Origin of the sequence: Candidatus Methylomirabilis sp., assembly GCF_028716865.1 — a bacterium.
Taxonomy (GTDB): Bacteria; Methylomirabilota; Methylomirabilia; order Methylomirabilales; family Methylomirabilaceae; genus Methylomirabilis.
Genome location: NZ_JAQUOY010000001.1, coordinates 89,186 through 104,183, shown reverse-complemented (window position 1 = coordinate 104,183; position 14,998 = coordinate 89,186). Strand labels below are relative to the sequence as shown.

Here is a 14,998-nt window from a genome sequence, read left to right as displayed (position 1 = left end):
TCTACGGTCCACCTTCCCCACCGATCAGATGCTCCACCGGCTCTGTCACGTGTCTTCTAATCGCGGGAATCAAGCGAATAACGCCGGACAGCGCAAAGAGGGAAAAGAACAAAAAGGCCACCAGGCTGGGCTCTGAAGCGATGACCAGGACCACGAGCGTCAGGCCGATGAGGAGGGCGAAGGGCTGACGCTTCTTGAACTCGATTCCCTTCAGGCTGCGGTACCGGAGCCGGCTAACCATCAAGAACGACAGCGCATAGACCATGACCACCATAAGCGCCGACATCACCCGCTCTGAGAGCAACTCATGCTGGAAGAGGACCAGCGAAGGCGACTCCCGCATGAAGAGCACAAAGGAGGCAACAACCGCTGCGGCCGCCGGGATCGGGAGGCCGACAAAATAGCGCTTATCGAGCGTCTGCGTCTGCACGTTGAAGCGCGCCAATCTGAAAGCGCCGCTCGAGACGAACAGCGCCGTGGGGATAATCGATCCGAACAGCCATCCCATCTTGGTATAGGGTTTGATCGCCCACGCATAGGAAAGGATAGCGGGCGCGACGCCGAATGCAACTAGGTCCGCCAACGAATCGAGTTGTACGCCGAAGTCGCTCTGAGTATTTGTCAGACGAGCGACAGCCCCGTCGAGGCCGTCCAGAATCAGCGCAATAAGGATTGCGATGGCCGCGCGAGTGTAATCATCATTATGTACGGCGACGATCGCATAGACCCCGCACAGCAAGCTGCTGATGGTCAGCAGACTGGGTAAGAGGTACACCCCGCGCCGGCGACGACCCCTTCTCATCGAAGCGCTCCCATCACACTGATCCCTCCCTTGACACGATCTCCGCGTTTTACGAACAGCTCCGCTCGCGCCGGGACGATCAGATCTACGCGCGATCCGAATCGAATCAGCCCGATCCGCTCTCCGGCCTCAAGTTTTTGCCCGGGAACGACCCGACAGACAATGCGTCTTGCGATCAAGCCTGCGATCTGCTTCACCAATAGCTGACCTTCCGGCGCCTTCAGCATGATGAGGTTCTGTTCATTGTCTGCCGACGCCTCAGGCTGCCACGCGATTCGAAACGTCCCTGGCCTGTACGTCACCTCTTCGACCACCGCGGGAAACGGAGCGCGGTTAATATGCACATTGAAAACCGACAGGAAGATGCTGATCTGAGTAGCCGGTTCTTGTAACTCACGGCCGAGATACGGACCCACATGGACGATCGTCCCATCGGCCGGAGAAAGAATCAGTCCCTCGCCTTTCGGAATATCGCGTGGTGGGTCACGGAAAAACAACGCCACCGACACGGCCAAAACAAGAGCGATAGCGCTACTGACCTGCCATCCTGCAATCCAGAGGATGACAGCCAGACTCAGCGGTATGAGGATAAATGGCCACCCTTCCCGCGCAATCGGTATCATCATCCACACTGCGCACAGAAAGGTTTTTGTTCAGTGATTTTACTCATTTATACCATGGCTGGTTGTGACCTGCAAGGGAAATGGGGTCTACAATAGGCTCATGCGAGAAACCGCTTGACCAGCTCCGGGATAAGCTGGAGCGCCCGATCCAGCGTATCAGGATCCTTCCCGCCGGCTTCGGCGAGATCGGCCCGGCCGCCCCCACTCCCACCGGTGATGTGCGCCACCTCCTTCACGAGCTTGCCGGCATGCAGCCGCGACGTAAGATCGGATGTCACGGCCGCTACCCAGCCTACCCGTCCATCCGAGGACGTCGCCAGAACGATCACCCCGCTGCCGACCTTGACCCTCAGTCGATCCGCGAGCTCCCGTAGGGTGCGCTGATCGCACCGCTCGACGAGACCCACCACCACCGTGACACCGGAGACTTGGATCGCCTTCTTCAGCAACTCCTCCGCCACCTCCGCGCCCAGTTTGGCCCGAAGTTGCAAGACCTCTCGCTCAAGAGCGCGGGTCGAGTCGAAGAGGCGGTCAACCTTTTCAGGAACTTCAAGAAGCTTGCTCTTCAGCCGATCAGCCGATTCACGCAGGACCTCCCCCTCACGCTTCAGGTGCTGAAAAGCGCCAGGGCCGGTCAAGGCCTCGATTCGCCGTATGCCCGCAGCGACGCCGGTCTCATGCGAGATCTTGAACAGGCCGATCTCCCCCGTAGCCTCGGTGTGGGTTCCTCCGCACAGCTCGATGCTGAAGTCGGCGATGCCGACCACCCGCACCTCTTCCCCGTACTTGTCGCCAAAGAAGGCCAGAGCGCCTTTCGCCAGCGCCTCGTCCAGCCGCATCTCTTCGACCACGACCGGCAGGTTGGCCCATAGTCGCGTATTGACCGTCTCCTCGACCTGAGCGATCTCGGCGGGACTCATGGGTCCGTAGTGCCGGAAATCAAAGCGTAAGCGATCCGGCGCAACCAGCGAACCTTCCTGTCGCACATGATCGCCGAGGATCTGCCGGAGAGCCGCATGGACCAAGTGGGTTGCTGTGTGGTTTTTGACCGTCGTGCCGCGCCGACTCATATCAACCGAAGCCAGGAGTCGCTGACCACTTCTGAGTTCGCCCCGCTTCACGGCAACTCGGTGAACGATCAATCCTGCGAGCGGCCGTTTCGTATCCAGAACCTCTGCGAGGAGCGCCTCACCACGAAGGTACCCGGTATCACCCACCTGACCACCCGATTCCGCATAGAAGGGGGTCTGGTCGAGGACGACCTCGCCCTCCTGCCCCGCGCCGATCCGCTCGACCTGTTTGCCGTCAGCCAAGACCGCGACGACCGACGCCTGCAACTCGAGGCGTTCGTAGCCCAGGAATACCGTCCGTCTCGCCTTCGCAAGATCGTGGAAGGCCTCGGCAACCCCCTGGACATCCGCAAACGCTTTCAGGTGCGCCCTCGACTTTTCCCGCTGACGTCTCAACTCCGTCTCGAACCCGTTCCAATCGCATACAACCGACTGCTCAGCGGCGATCTCGTCCATCAGATCCCGAGGCACTCCGTATGTGTCATACAGCTCAAAGAGTTTCGGTCCCGAGAGGATAGCCTGCTCCTCCGCCGTCTGATCTTTGACCTTCTGAATCAGGTCATGCAGTCGGGGCAGCGCCTCGCGCAGCACGATGCCGAACCGGTCCTCCTCGATCCAGGCGAGGCGCGCGACATGCGCCCGACTCGTCGGGAGTTCCGGATACGCATCCGTCATCAGGTCGATTACCTTGTCGGTCGCAGCGGCTAGGAATGGCTCATCCAGCCCAAGGAGGCGGCCATGTCGGAGCGCGCGCCGGAGGATCCGGCGCAGCACATAGCCCCGACCCTCATTGCTGGGCAGCACACCATCGGCCAACGCAAAAGCGACCGCTCTCGCGTGATCGGCGATCACCCGCATCGACACATCATCGTTCTCGTCGGCCCCGTAGCGCTTCTGCGAGAGTTCCTCCACCGTCGCGATCAGCGGCCGGATCAGGTCGTTCTCAAAATTACTTTTAACCCCCTGGCATACCGCAGCCATTCGCTCCAGCCCAGCGCCAGTGTCGATACTCGGCTTCGGCAGTGGCGTGAGGGTCCCGGAGGCGTCACGGTTATACTGCATGAACACCAGGTTCCAGAGTTCCAGATAGCGATCACACCCACACTCAATGCTGCAGGTCGGCCGCCCGCAGCCCACCATCGGACCCTGGTCGAAGATCAGTTCAGAGCAGGGCCCACAAGGACCTGTCTCGCCCATGGACCAAAAATTATCTTTTTCTCCCAGGCGAACGACTCGATTGGGCGGCAAGCCGGCAAGCCTTTGCCACAGGTCGAATGCCGTATCATCATCCTTGTACACGGTGGCCCAGAGCCGATCCGCCGGCAGCTTGAGCTCCTGCGTCAGGAACGTCCATCCATATTCGATGGCGCCTTCCTTAAAATAATCGCCAAAGGAGAAATTGCCGAGCATCTCGAAAAAGGTGTGGTGGCGGGCGGTTCGACCGACATTCTCCAGATCGTTGTGTTTTCCGCTGACGCGCAGACACTTCTGGATCGAGACGGCCCGCCGATAGGGACGCGGATCGGTCCCCAGGAAGACCCCTTTGAACGGCACCATCCCGGCATTGGTAAAGAGCAGCGTCGGATCGTCGGCTGGAACCAGTGAGGAACTGGCAACCACCGTATGGTCGTTTCGCTCAAAAAACCGTAAGAACCGCTCGCGGATCTCTCCGCCTGTCAACCGCCCCATAATGTGTTCCGCTACCCTCGCTGCTCCTCATGAAGCAGCCGCCAGATGACTTCGTTTGAAAACCCTCTCCGCTGAAGAAACCGCGCCACCCGGAGAGTCCTGGAGGAAGCCGGAAGACGCCCAAGTACCGACAGCTTGCCTGCCATGGCGCGACGAGCTACCGGCTCTTCTCCCTCTTCGTAGATCTCCTCCAGAACCTCATGTACGAGTTGCACCTCAACCCCCTTGGCCTCAAGCTCCTTACTCAGACGATACTGTCCCATCGGCTTTGTGCGGAGGCGACCCGTGGCCCAGGCTGTCGCGAATCGTTGATCGTTCAGGTACCCCTGCTCTTTCAACCGATCGAGCGCCGCCTGCGTATCGGCCTGGGTATATCCCCTGGCCGCAAGCAGGCGAGCAAGCTCGGCACACGTTCTGTCTCGAATGATCAGGAGGCGCACGCCGGCCCGGTAAGCCGCCTCAGTGGATTTCGGCCTCAGTGAAGCTTTCGTTCGCGAAAGCCTCCCTTCCGTTCCGCGGTCCACGGTTGATCTACCCCGCTCTCGATCCCTCGAACCTTGAGGGCGAAGTCATTAGGATTGCTGCTCCACTGGAGCGCCTCCTCATAACTCACCAGGCCACGCTGATAGAGGCTCATGAGCGACTGATCGAAGGTCTGCATCCCGTACTCCGACATCCCGGCCGCGATGACCTCCGAAATCTTTCTGGTCTTGTCAGGGTCAGCGATGCACTCCCGAATGGTGGAGGTTGCAACCATGACCTCGACCGCCGGTACGCGTCCTTTCCCATCCGCCCGCGGGATCAATCGCATCGAGATGACCCCCCGAAGCAGCGAGGCGAGTTGCAACCGGATCTGCTTCTGCTGGTAGGGCGGAAAGATCGTGATGATGCGATTGACCGTCTCGGCCGCATCGACGGTGTGCAGGGTGCTCAAAACCAGATGGCCCGTCTCGGCCGCCACGATCGCCGTGCTGATGGTATCGAGGTCACGCATCTCTCCCACCATGATCACATCCGGATCTTGGCGAAGCGCGCTGCGTAATGCGTCGGCAAACGACTCAGTATCAATTCCGACTTCCCGCTGGTTGATCAGGCACCGATCATCCGGATGGAAGAACTCGATCGGGTCCTCGATGGTCACGATATGACCGGTTCTATTGCTGTTGATATGACCGATCATGGCTGCCAGGGTTGTCGATTTTCCGCTTCCTGCGGTGCCGGTGACTAATACCATCCCCCTGGGTTCCATTGCCAGCTTTTCGATGACCGGCGGCAGATTGAGCTCTTCAATTGTCTCAACCTTGAGCGGGATGACCCGAAAGGCGGCCCCCATCATCCCCCGCTGCTGAAAGAGGTTGGTCCGGAACCGTCCCAACCCGGCAACGCCGTAGCTGACGTCCATTTCCAGGCGTTGCGCAAACCGCTGTCGCTGTGGCTCCGTCGTAACGAGACGGACCGTCGCTTCCAGATCGGCTTGGGTGAGGCAAGGTCGGTCCTGTGCAGGGACGAGCTGATGGTCGATTCGAAGAACCGGTGGGACGCCGACCTTCAGGTGGAGGTCCGAGGCGCCTCGCTCAATGGCCAGCCTCAGCAGACCATCAAGGTCAAAAGGCGTCGCTGCAGACAGCTCTCCACTCATAATGCGATACCATTCAGCCCGCGAGGCGTTAACGCGCCTGCTGCGCCACCTCCGCCTCGACGGAGCCGGTCAACCCCAGAGCGGCGCGCACCTTCCCTTCAATCTCGTTGCATAGGGCAGGGTTGTCCGCCAAGAAGCGCTTGGCGTTCTCCCGTCCCTGGCCAATCCGCTCTCCGGCATAGGAGAACCAGGACCCGCTCTTTTCAATGACCTTGTGCTCAGCGCCAAGATCCAGCAGACCCCCGATTCGCGAGATCCCCTCGCCGTAGATGATGTCGAACTCTGCCTCTTTGAAGGGAGGGGCGACCTTGTTCTTGACTACTTTGACCTTCACGCGCGCCCCCACCACATCCTCCCCCTCTTTGATGCTCGAGATCCTCCTGATATCAAGCCGGACTGATGAGTAAAACTTCAGGGCCCGGCCGCCGGTGGTGGTCTCGGGATTGCCGAACATGACCCCGATCTTTTCCCGGAGCTGATTGATGAAAATGACGCAGGTCTTGGACTTGCTGATGGCCGCCGTAAGCTTTCGGAGCGCCTGCGACATCAGTCTGGCCTGAAGACCCATCGTGGGCTCGCCCATCTCGCCATCGATCTCAGCCCGAGGCACGAGGGCGGCAACCGAGTCGATCACAATGACATCGATGGCCCCGCTCCGAACCAGGACCTCGGTGATCTCGAGGGCCTGTTCCCCCGTGTCCGGCTGGGAGATCAGCACGTCATCGATATTCACCCCTAAAGCCCGGGCATAGGCGGGATCCAGCGCATGCTCGGCATCCACGAAAGCGGCGGAGCCGCCTACCCTCTGCGCCTCGGCAATGATGTGCAGGGCCAGTGTCGTCTTTCCTGAAGATTCCGGGCCGAAGATCTCGATGACGCGGCCCCGCGGGACTCCCCCCACCCCAAGCGCAGCGTCCAACTCCAGCGAGCCGGTGGAAATGGCCGCAATGGGTAGGAGCGCGCCGGAACTGCCCAGCTTCATGATGGCGCCTTTGCCGTATAATTTTTCAATCTGGGCGATTGCCAGATCCAGCGCTCGCTCCCGCTCTTTCCGTTCCCCCCGTTCTGCTGTCTTCTCCGCCATAACAACCCTCCTTGGCCCAGAAGGCCGCACCGCTTTCGCCCAAACATCCCGGACAACCGTATGCGATTTCAGCCAGGTTGTCAAGCACCGCAGCGGCTTGCAGTTGCTGCTGACATCCCTACTTGCTGCTTGACAGCAGACCAGCGTCATTATAGGGTTCACTACGAGTTGAGACCGCCAACCATTGCCTTCACCCTGCCCCGACGGCCCTTGGCGCAGATTCATGAAACGACAACCCTCGTTGACGCGGAGCAAGCACAATGATCCCCAGCCACAGCAAGATCCTGATCGCGGACGACGACCAGGACATCCGAGAGGTGATGCATGATCGCCTGAAGGCCATGGGGTTCGAGGTCGTAGAGGCGACCGATGGTGAGCAGGCCCTGATACGACTGAGAGACGACTCACCAGCGATCACCTTCCTCGATCTTATGATGTCGAAGAAAAGCGGCCTGGAGGTGCTGAAGGCGATCCAAGATGAGGGACTCGAGACGACAACCATCGCGATGACCGCGTATGGCACCATTGACAAGGCTGTGGAGGCGATGCAGGCAGGCGCGTATGACTTCCTGACCAAACCGTTCAGTTCGGGTCATCTGGAAGTGGTCATCGGCAAGGCGCTGGAACGGGAGGCGTTGAAGCGGCAAAACCTCCTACTATCGGGGGAGGTCAGGGAAAAAGATCTGCCGATCATCGGCCATAGTCCGTCGATCCTGAATACTATCGAGTTCACCAAGCGCGCGGCGGCCAGCAGTTCGACGATTCTCTTGCAGGGGGAAAGCGGCACCGGTAAGGAGGTGTTCGCGAACTCGATTCACCGCTGGAGCCCGAGGCGGGATCAGCCCTTTGTGGTGGTAAACTGCGTGGCGTTGTCGGAAGAGCTGCTCGAAAGTGAGCTATTCGGGCATGAGCGGGGGGCCTTTACGGGCGCGCACCAGCGCAAGCGCGGGAAGCTGGAGCTGGCCGACGGCGGGACCGCGTTCCTTGATGAGATCGGCGATCTGAAGCCGCACCTGCAGGCGAAGCTGCTGCGCGTCCTTCAAGAGCATGAGTTTGAGCGGGTCGGCGGGACGAAGCCGATACGAGTCGATCTCCGCTTCGTCGCCGCCACGAATCGACGCCTGGACAAGGCGATCCGCGAGGGATTGTTCCGCGAGGATCTTTACTACCGTCTCAATGTCATTACCGTCTCGCTCCCCCCGCTTCGAGATCGCCCCGAGGACATCGTCCCCCTCACCAATTACTTCCTGGCCCAATACTGCGCCCGTCTGGGCAAGCGAATTAAAGAGATCACACCGGATGCATGGGAGTTACTGCAACACTACCACTGGCCAGGCAATGTGAGGGAGCTGGCGAACTTTATCGAGCGGGCCGTTGTCCTCAGTACCCGCGATCGGATCACCTCTGAAGACCTTCCGCTGACTGTCCTTGCCGGCGCACCGGAGTCGTCCGCGTCAGATACACCTCGCGACTTCCACGAGGCTGTAGCGGCGTACAAACGACAGGTCATCCGTGAGACCCTGCACCGTTCGGGCGGCAATCAATCAAAGGCTGCGAGCGCCCTCGGTCTGCAGCGGACCTACCTTGCCCGCCTGATCAAGGAATTACAGATACGCGAGAAGAGCTGATCCTCACACCAGAGAACGAGGCGTTCGCGCCGATCAGGATCACGCAAGAGCAACGGTTCCAGATCCTGGGTAAGGTCATCGGAGTCTTTCGAAAGCTGTAGTCATGCAACGTGTTCTCCCGCCCACGCTCATCTTGGTTAGAATGGCACCCGATCCAGCACCATCAGTAACAGCAGGGCTGGAAGGTGCACGAGCGATACAAACAGCAGTCGCCTCACGTCTGTCGTCGATCGCCAGAGGCTAAAGGCGTACGCGCACCCGAGCAGGCCAATACCCAGCATAAGCGCGCCTGTAAAATAGACTGGGCCGGCGAATCCGATGAGGGTCGGCAGCAGACTGACGACAAACAAGACCAGACAGTCGCAGACAATCTGACGTCCTGTAATCTTATCATCCGGATCGACTGCGGGCAGGAGTCGAATGCCTGCCCGCTCATAATCGTCCTTGTACAGCACGGCGATTGCTCGCGTATGAGGAAGTTGCCAGAGAAACATGATGGCGAACAGCACCCATGCCTCAATTCCGAGCCTTCCTGTGGCCGCTGCCCAGCCGATAACCGGCGGCAGCGCTCCGGGGATCGCTCCTACCACCGTACAGAAAACGGTCCTGCGCTTCAGCGGCGTGTAAAGGAAGAGATAGCTTCCCACAATCACCGTCGCCACCACACTACTCAGGGGATTGACTGAGATAGCCAGGTACAGCAGGCCTGCAACTGCGATCGACACCCCGAACAGGAGCGCCTCCGCAGGCTGCAGTCGCCCAGCCGGCAATGGGCGAAGCCGTGTCCGCACCATCCGCGCGTCTGTGTCCCGCTCGAGGAACTGATTGAGCGCAAGTGTTCCACCCGCCGCCAGTGCTGTCCCGGCAAGCACCTGCAACAGTACCGCGTAGTCCGGCGTGCCGCTCACACCAAGATAAAAGCCCACGAATGTAGTCAACAGCACCATCATCACGATACGCGGCTTCATCAGCAATACGAAATCTGCTGCTCGTCTGTATGCGCGCGTGAACTCGGCGCCTACTGTTGCAGATGTGAGCATCATGCGCGCACCTGCTCGGCAAGCAATTCCTGACTGCCCAGGGTCTGCCGCGACGCCAGCAACCGATAGACTCGAAGCGTCAGCACAATACAGGCCGCCAGCATCAGCGCACCTGTGATCCTGTGAGTAGTTGGAAGCGCCAACCGACTAAAGACCGCGTAGGGGATTTCGACGGACGTAAAGCGATTTACATACGACCCGAGGCCCAACAGAAGCTGCAACACCAACAGGCCGACGAGTAGCGTGACGGGCCACACGAGTTTCGCCTGATTCATTTGAAGCCACAGGAGCCGTTGCGCCAGACGCCAAGCATGGAAGGTAATAAGCGCAGCGCAGAATAGATGGACCAGGAACCAGTCACCGATATGTGTCAGCATACCTCCAAGGAAGATCTGAAGGTACACAACACCGGTTGTCTGGAGGCAAAGACGCTTGATCGCTCCGGCATCAGCAACGAGGACCTGTCGAGGCGTGTACTTCCACTCCTGGGAAGTACATACCACCAAGCTCACCGTGAGGGCAAAGAAGGCTTGGGCGAGCAGGCCATGGATGACGGCGAGTTCGCTTCCGGTCGATATCAGGATCACGCGAAGGCCGCCGAGCACTCCCTGGATGATTACCGCGCCGACGGCAGCAACGCCCAACCATCGAAGCGCTCGCGCCGGCTCCCTCACCCAGAGCACAAAGGCCAATGCCAGGGTGAGCAGGCCCACGATGGAACCGATCAGCCGATGACTGTGTTCGTAGAAAACGCCCCCTACCATTTGCGACCACGGGAAAAGGAACATGTTATACCCAAATGTGGTTGGCCAGTCCGGTACCGCCAGCCCCGCTCCAGTATTCGTGACCAGACCGCCGACGAAGATCAACACCAACGTTGATGCCGCGGTCGCCAGGGCGAATCGATGGGGCCACGGGCTATAGCCTCGCGCACGGGTATCGGGCATTAATCTCTTGCTATGATCCGGCATAGACTACGTTTTCTAGTCGAGCTACGACGCGAAGTCAACTACAAAACTCTACATCGCATTGAGTCTCTCCAGGCTGCAGCCACCCACAACCCATTCTGTGCAATAAGTACGGCTTTCCCAATTGTATCACGTCTTCAGATGTGCTATAAAGAGCGCCGTGATGAAGCCAGACGGCCCTGTTGCTGATGACAGTTGCCGAGGTAAAAGGTGATCTACAGAGGACCGGGGGGGATCAGATGAGACGGGGGATCTGGATTCTCAGCATACTGGTTAGCGTTTCGGGTCTGTCCATCAGGGAGAGCGAGGCTGAAGGACCGTACAAACTGAAGATGCCGCTTGGACTGCAGGAAGAAGCCAGCTACATCCCTCCGGACAACCCGCTGACAATCGAAAAAATCAATCTGGGCAAACAACTCTATTTTGACAAGCGGCTCTCAGCCGATGGAACCGTGGCTTGCGCCACTTGTCACGCTCCGGATAAAGGGTTCTCCGACGGTCGCCCCACCTCCACAGGGATCAAAGGACAGGTCGGTGGGCGTAACGCCCCCGTGACGATCAATCGCCTTTTCAGCCAGGAGCAGTTCTGGGATGGGCGGTCCCCCTCGCTGGAGGACCAAGCCCTTGGCCCGGTCCAGAATCCGATTGAGATGGGCCATACTCTGGAAGGGATGGTCGCGACGGTGGATAAGGTGCAGGGATACCGGGCGCAGTTCAAGAAAGTCTTCGGCACCAAGGTAACGAAAGAAGGCGTCGCCCAGGCCATCGCGTCGTTCGAGCGGACCCTCCTCTGCGGCAACTCCGCCTTCGACAAGTTTAAAGCCGGCGATCAACACGCGCTCACGAAGAGCGCCCAACATGGCCTGACCCTCTTCAATGGCAAGGCCAACTGTGTCGCGTGTCACACCGGCTTCAACTTCACCGACGAAGGCTACCACAACCTCGGCGTAGGTATCGACAAGACGGACCCGGATCTTGGCCGCTTTAAGGTAACAAAGAAAGAGTCTGATAAAGGAACCTTCAAGACGCCGACCCTCCGCAATATCGCGGCCAGCGCGCCCTATCTGCATGACGGCAGCGCCAAGACCCTGGACGACGTGATTGAGCTCTACAATAAGGGCGGCGTCAAGAACCCTAATTTGTCGAACGAGATCAGGCCGCTCAACCTCACAGCCAAAGAGAAGGCCGATCTGGTGGCTTTCCTGGAATCACTGAGCTGCCCCAACTTGCAGGTGGCCGCTCCGGCGTTACCGAAGTAACTAGGGGTTTAGGCTGAAGGCTGTTAGGTAAGAACCATTGTTCCCTTCAGCCTTCAGCCTATTTACCTGTCTTTCCTCATCGTCTCGAACCTCTCCTCCTGATGGTCACAGCCAGATGAACCGGTGGATAGTCGGCAGGATCTTCCTCACCCTCCTCATCGGTTTACTCTGGGTGAAGACAGCTTCCGCGGCCGAGGTCTGGGTCGCCAATCAGTTGTCGGATACCATCAGCATCATTGATACTGAGACGCTTGCGGTTCTCACCACAATCCCCTCTGGTGGCAAGGCGCCCCACAACATCACCTTCAGTCCTGATGGAAAAGCGGCGTGGGTGACCCACGTAGGCTCCAATACAATCAGCATCATTGATTCAGCAACGCGGGAGGTCACAACCATACTTCCTGCGGGGACCCGGGCCCATGCCGTAACCTTCAGTCCAAACGGCACACTGGCCTACATCACCAACCCTGGTTCTAACGATCTCTGGATCATCGACGTACTCACCAAAAAGGTGGTCGAACGGATTTCAGTTGGAAAGGCCCCACAAATGGTCGTCTTCTCCCGGGACGGAACGCAGGTCTTTGTCTCGCTCAGCGGGGATGAAGAGGTACGGGTCCTCGATGCGGCCACGCACAAGACCATTGCCACAATTCCCACCGGCAAAGACGCAATGGGTCTCGGCCTCAGCAGCGATGGGCGTTATCTGTACGTGACAACAGGAGGGGAAAGTCGAGTCGTCGTCATCGATACGACCTCCTTAAAAGAGGTCAGATCAATCGAGACCGGATTCGATACCCATGGACTGGCGGTCTCACCAGATGGCCGGTATGTCTACGTGGCCAACAGGGGCTCTAATACCCTTTCTGTGATCGACACCAAGACGAATACGATAACCCGTTCCATCCCCACCGGGAAGAGTCCGGATATGTTGACCCTCTCCCCTACTGGCCGGCGGATGTATGTGACGAACCGAGGTGATGATACGATCTCGGCAATCGATATCGTCTCGGCGCAAATCATGGCCATCATTTCGGTTGGGAGCGCCCCTCATGGCATCGCCTTTCGTCCGTAGCCCTCAAAGCGTTCCTCACTCCTGTCGATACTCTAAAGCGATATTCTGAAATATCTTGACAAACACTGTTTGAATCTTTAATTTTTATTGCACCAACAAGGAGGGCGATAGATGCGATGCTTTAAAATGTTGCTCTGTTGTGTTGCTCCTGTTGTTGTACTCACCGTTCTCACACCCCTAGCCTATTCCTACCAGGAAGTCACAGTCGGCGACGGCGGAACGATCAAGGGGAAGGTTGTGTTTCAGGGATCGCCCCCGCCAATGAAGACGATTATTCCTACGAAAGACCAGGAGGTCTGTGGAGGTATCCGCGAGGAACCTCAGATCATCCTCAACGAGGATCGGGGTCTTCAGGATGCGGTCGTGTTCCTGAAAGAAGTCGAGAGCGGTAAGGCCTGGGAACAGTCCGCGAAAACACCCGAACTGACCAATCGGAAATGTAACTTCGTGCCGCATGTTCAGGTGGTACCGGCCGGATCGGACCTCGAGATCATTAGTGCTGATCCGGTCCTGCATGCCACGCACGGGTTCCTCGGGAAACGGACCGTCTTCAGCGTCACATTGCCGAACCAGGGCGATCGCGTCAAACGACCCCTCAAGAAATCCGGAATTGTCCGGGTGGAGTGCGATGCGCATGGCTGGATGCTGGGGTGGATCTATGCGGCCGATAATCCCTACTATGCGCTCACTGCTAAAGACGGCACATTCGTGATTACGGATGTTCCGCCAGGAACCTACACGCTCGTTGTCTGGCAAGAGTACACTGGACTCACTGAAACCCCAGTAGTCGTAAAGGCAAAGGAGGTGGTTTCGGTTCAGATCGAGTTGAAGAAATAGGCGGCATCGGAACCTATGCGTCTCACGCATGAAGGAGGTTCGCGCAATGGATGATTACGGCCGTGATCGTGACCGACTCAGACTCCTGAGATCAAAGGCAAGACTCGCGTGGTGGCGGAAGATCGGCGCTTCCGCAGAGACCGAGAGCCAGCGCCGTGAGATGGACAGAGTATTAAGGCAGCCCGGTGAACATCCTGACAGGACCATGGAGATCACCCGGCGCATGTTCATCCATAAATCGTTACTGGCCGGCGCAGCGGCCGGCGCGGCCACCGCCGGATGGTTCCCGTGGTTGAATACCCTCGATTTGGCCTTTGGCGCCGAGGCCTTTAAGTTTGTCTGGATCTCCGACTCGCACCTGTACCCAAAAACGCTCAACACGCGTTTCATCGATAAGGTGACCCGTGCGGTGAAAGATGTCCAGGCCATGTCGCCACCTGCTGATTTTCTGATCTATGGAGGTGACCTGGCGCAACTTGGGGATCCGGTCGAGTTGGACCTCGGGGCCGAGATCCTGAAAGAGGTCACCATCAAAAAGGTCTTCATCCCCGGGGAGCACGACTGGTACCTCGATATGGGCGTGAAGTGGGAGAAACTCTTCGGTAAATCCTCCTGGACCTTCGACCACAAAGGGGTCCGCTTTATCGGGCTCGATACAGTCAGTCGCGGTCCGGACTACTGGACGGCCAAGAAGATGACTCCCAAAGAGCGGATGGGCCATATGGCGACCCTGGATGGGAGTGTGGCCGGCGCGTGGGCCGGTGTCGGCCGCGATCAGCTCGCATGGCTTTCCACGACCCTTTCCACCTGGCCAAAGAATAAGCCGGTCGTGATCTTCAGCCATAACCCGCTGTACGAATACTACCCGCCTTGGAACTTCTGGGTACGGGACTGGCGCGAGGTTCACGAGGTTCTCGCGCCGTTCACCAACGTCACTAATATCCACGGTCACACTCATCAAGTCCTGTACAACGAGATCGGTAAGGTGCGTTCGATCGGGATGCTGGCCACCTCCTGGACTTGGCCGTATGCGCCTGAAGGGGTACCGGCCTTAACCAAGTGTGTGGTCCGAGTGGATCCTGGCGATCCCTTCGATGGGGTGGGTTGGTCGAAACTCACCGTGAGCGCCGCGGAGAAGATCGAAAATGATTACGTGATGTGGCGAAAGGACATCCTTGGGGAGACGCCATGGGACTCGGGGTGCGCGGATAACGCCAATCAGATTCTGAGCCCACGACTCGCCGACCGTGAGTGGCCGTACTACGGCGCGTACAAGTGACCACTGGT

General features: G+C 58.6%; 13 protein-coding genes. 5 read left to right on the top strand and 8 right to left on the bottom strand.

Translation table 11 applies throughout. The features are described 5' to 3' along the window. Window position 1 precedes the first annotated feature (1 nt). The 6 genes from pssA to recA form a co-directional block, all read right to left on the bottom strand. Window positions 2–802, bottom strand: a complete 801-nt coding sequence (gene pssA, locus PHV01_RS00540; protein ID WP_337289183.1) for a CDP-diacylglycerol--serine O-phosphatidyltransferase — start codon at window positions 800–802, stop codon at window positions 2–4. After that, a complete protein-coding gene (locus PHV01_RS00535; protein WP_337289182.1) occupies window positions 799–1,428 on the bottom strand; it encodes a phosphatidylserine decarboxylase family protein in 630 nt (209 codons plus the stop codon). The genes pssA and PHV01_RS00535 overlap by 4 nt, the downstream gene beginning before the upstream one ends. Before the next feature lie 95 nt (window positions 1,429–1,523). Continuing rightward, window positions 1,524–4,184, bottom strand: coding sequence for an alanine--tRNA ligase (gene alaS / locus PHV01_RS00530; RefSeq protein ID WP_337289181.1), 2,661 nt, complete (start codon window positions 4,182–4,184; stop codon window positions 1,524–1,526). A gap of 11 nt (window positions 4,185–4,195) precedes the next feature. After that, the gene (locus PHV01_RS00525; protein ID WP_337289180.1) at window positions 4,196–4,624 is read right to left on the bottom strand and encodes a regulatory protein RecX; all 429 of its coding nucleotides are present in this window, start codon (window positions 4,622–4,624) and stop codon (window positions 4,196–4,198) included. A gap of 35 nt (window positions 4,625–4,659) precedes the next feature. After that, window positions 4,660–5,823: a type IV pilus twitching motility protein PilT gene (locus PHV01_RS00520; RefSeq protein WP_337289179.1), complete on the bottom strand. Its 1,164-nt coding sequence runs from the start codon at window positions 5,821–5,823 to the stop codon at window positions 4,660–4,662. A gap of 28 nt (window positions 5,824–5,851) precedes the next feature. Further along, the gene (recA, locus tag PHV01_RS00515; protein ID WP_337289178.1) at window positions 5,852–6,907 is read right to left on the bottom strand and encodes a recombinase RecA; all 1,056 of its coding nucleotides are present in this window, start codon (window positions 6,905–6,907) and stop codon (window positions 5,852–5,854) included. Between the two features lie 260 nt (window positions 6,908–7,167). Between recA and PHV01_RS00510 the strand changes: the two genes are divergently transcribed. After that, window positions 7,168–8,535 (top strand): sigma-54 dependent transcriptional regulator, encoded by a 1,368-nt coding sequence (locus tag PHV01_RS00510; protein WP_337289177.1) that lies wholly within the window; start codon window positions 7,168–7,170, stop codon window positions 8,533–8,535. Window positions 8,536–8,672: 137 nt separating this feature from the next. On the opposite strand, the gene cyoE is transcribed toward PHV01_RS00510, so the two are convergent. Then, window positions 8,673–9,578, bottom strand: coding sequence for a heme o synthase (gene cyoE / locus PHV01_RS00505; protein WP_337289176.1), 906 nt, complete (start codon window positions 9,576–9,578; stop codon window positions 8,673–8,675). Further along, complete coding sequence (locus tag PHV01_RS00500) at window positions 9,575–10,522, bottom strand: COX15/CtaA family protein (protein WP_337289175.1); 948 nt, start codon at window positions 10,520–10,522, stop codon at window positions 9,575–9,577. The genes cyoE and PHV01_RS00500 overlap by 4 nt, the downstream gene beginning before the upstream one ends. A 260-nt stretch (window positions 10,523–10,782) precedes the next feature. Between PHV01_RS00500 and PHV01_RS00495 the strand changes: the two genes are divergently transcribed. The 4 genes from PHV01_RS00495 (at window position 10,783) to PHV01_RS00480 (ending at window position 14,990) form a co-directional block, all read left to right on the top strand. After that, window positions 10,783–11,802: a cytochrome-c peroxidase gene (locus PHV01_RS00495; RefSeq protein WP_337289174.1), complete on the top strand. Its 1,020-nt coding sequence runs from the start codon at window positions 10,783–10,785 to the stop codon at window positions 11,800–11,802. A gap of 115 nt (window positions 11,803–11,917) precedes the next feature. Further along, window positions 11,918–12,874, top strand: a complete 957-nt coding sequence (locus PHV01_RS00490) for a glutaminyl-peptide cyclotransferase (RefSeq protein WP_337289173.1) — start codon at window positions 11,918–11,920, stop codon at window positions 12,872–12,874. 111 nt (window positions 12,875–12,985) lie between these two features. Continuing rightward, the gene (locus PHV01_RS00485; RefSeq protein WP_337289172.1) at window positions 12,986–13,711 is read left to right on the top strand and encodes a hypothetical protein; all 726 of its coding nucleotides are present in this window, start codon (window positions 12,986–12,988) and stop codon (window positions 13,709–13,711) included. Window positions 13,712–13,871: 160 nt separating this feature from the next. Beyond that, window positions 13,872–14,990, top strand: coding sequence for a metallophosphoesterase (locus tag PHV01_RS00480; RefSeq protein WP_337289299.1), 1,119 nt, complete (start codon window positions 13,872–13,874; stop codon window positions 14,988–14,990). Window positions 14,991–14,998 lie beyond the last annotated feature (8 nt).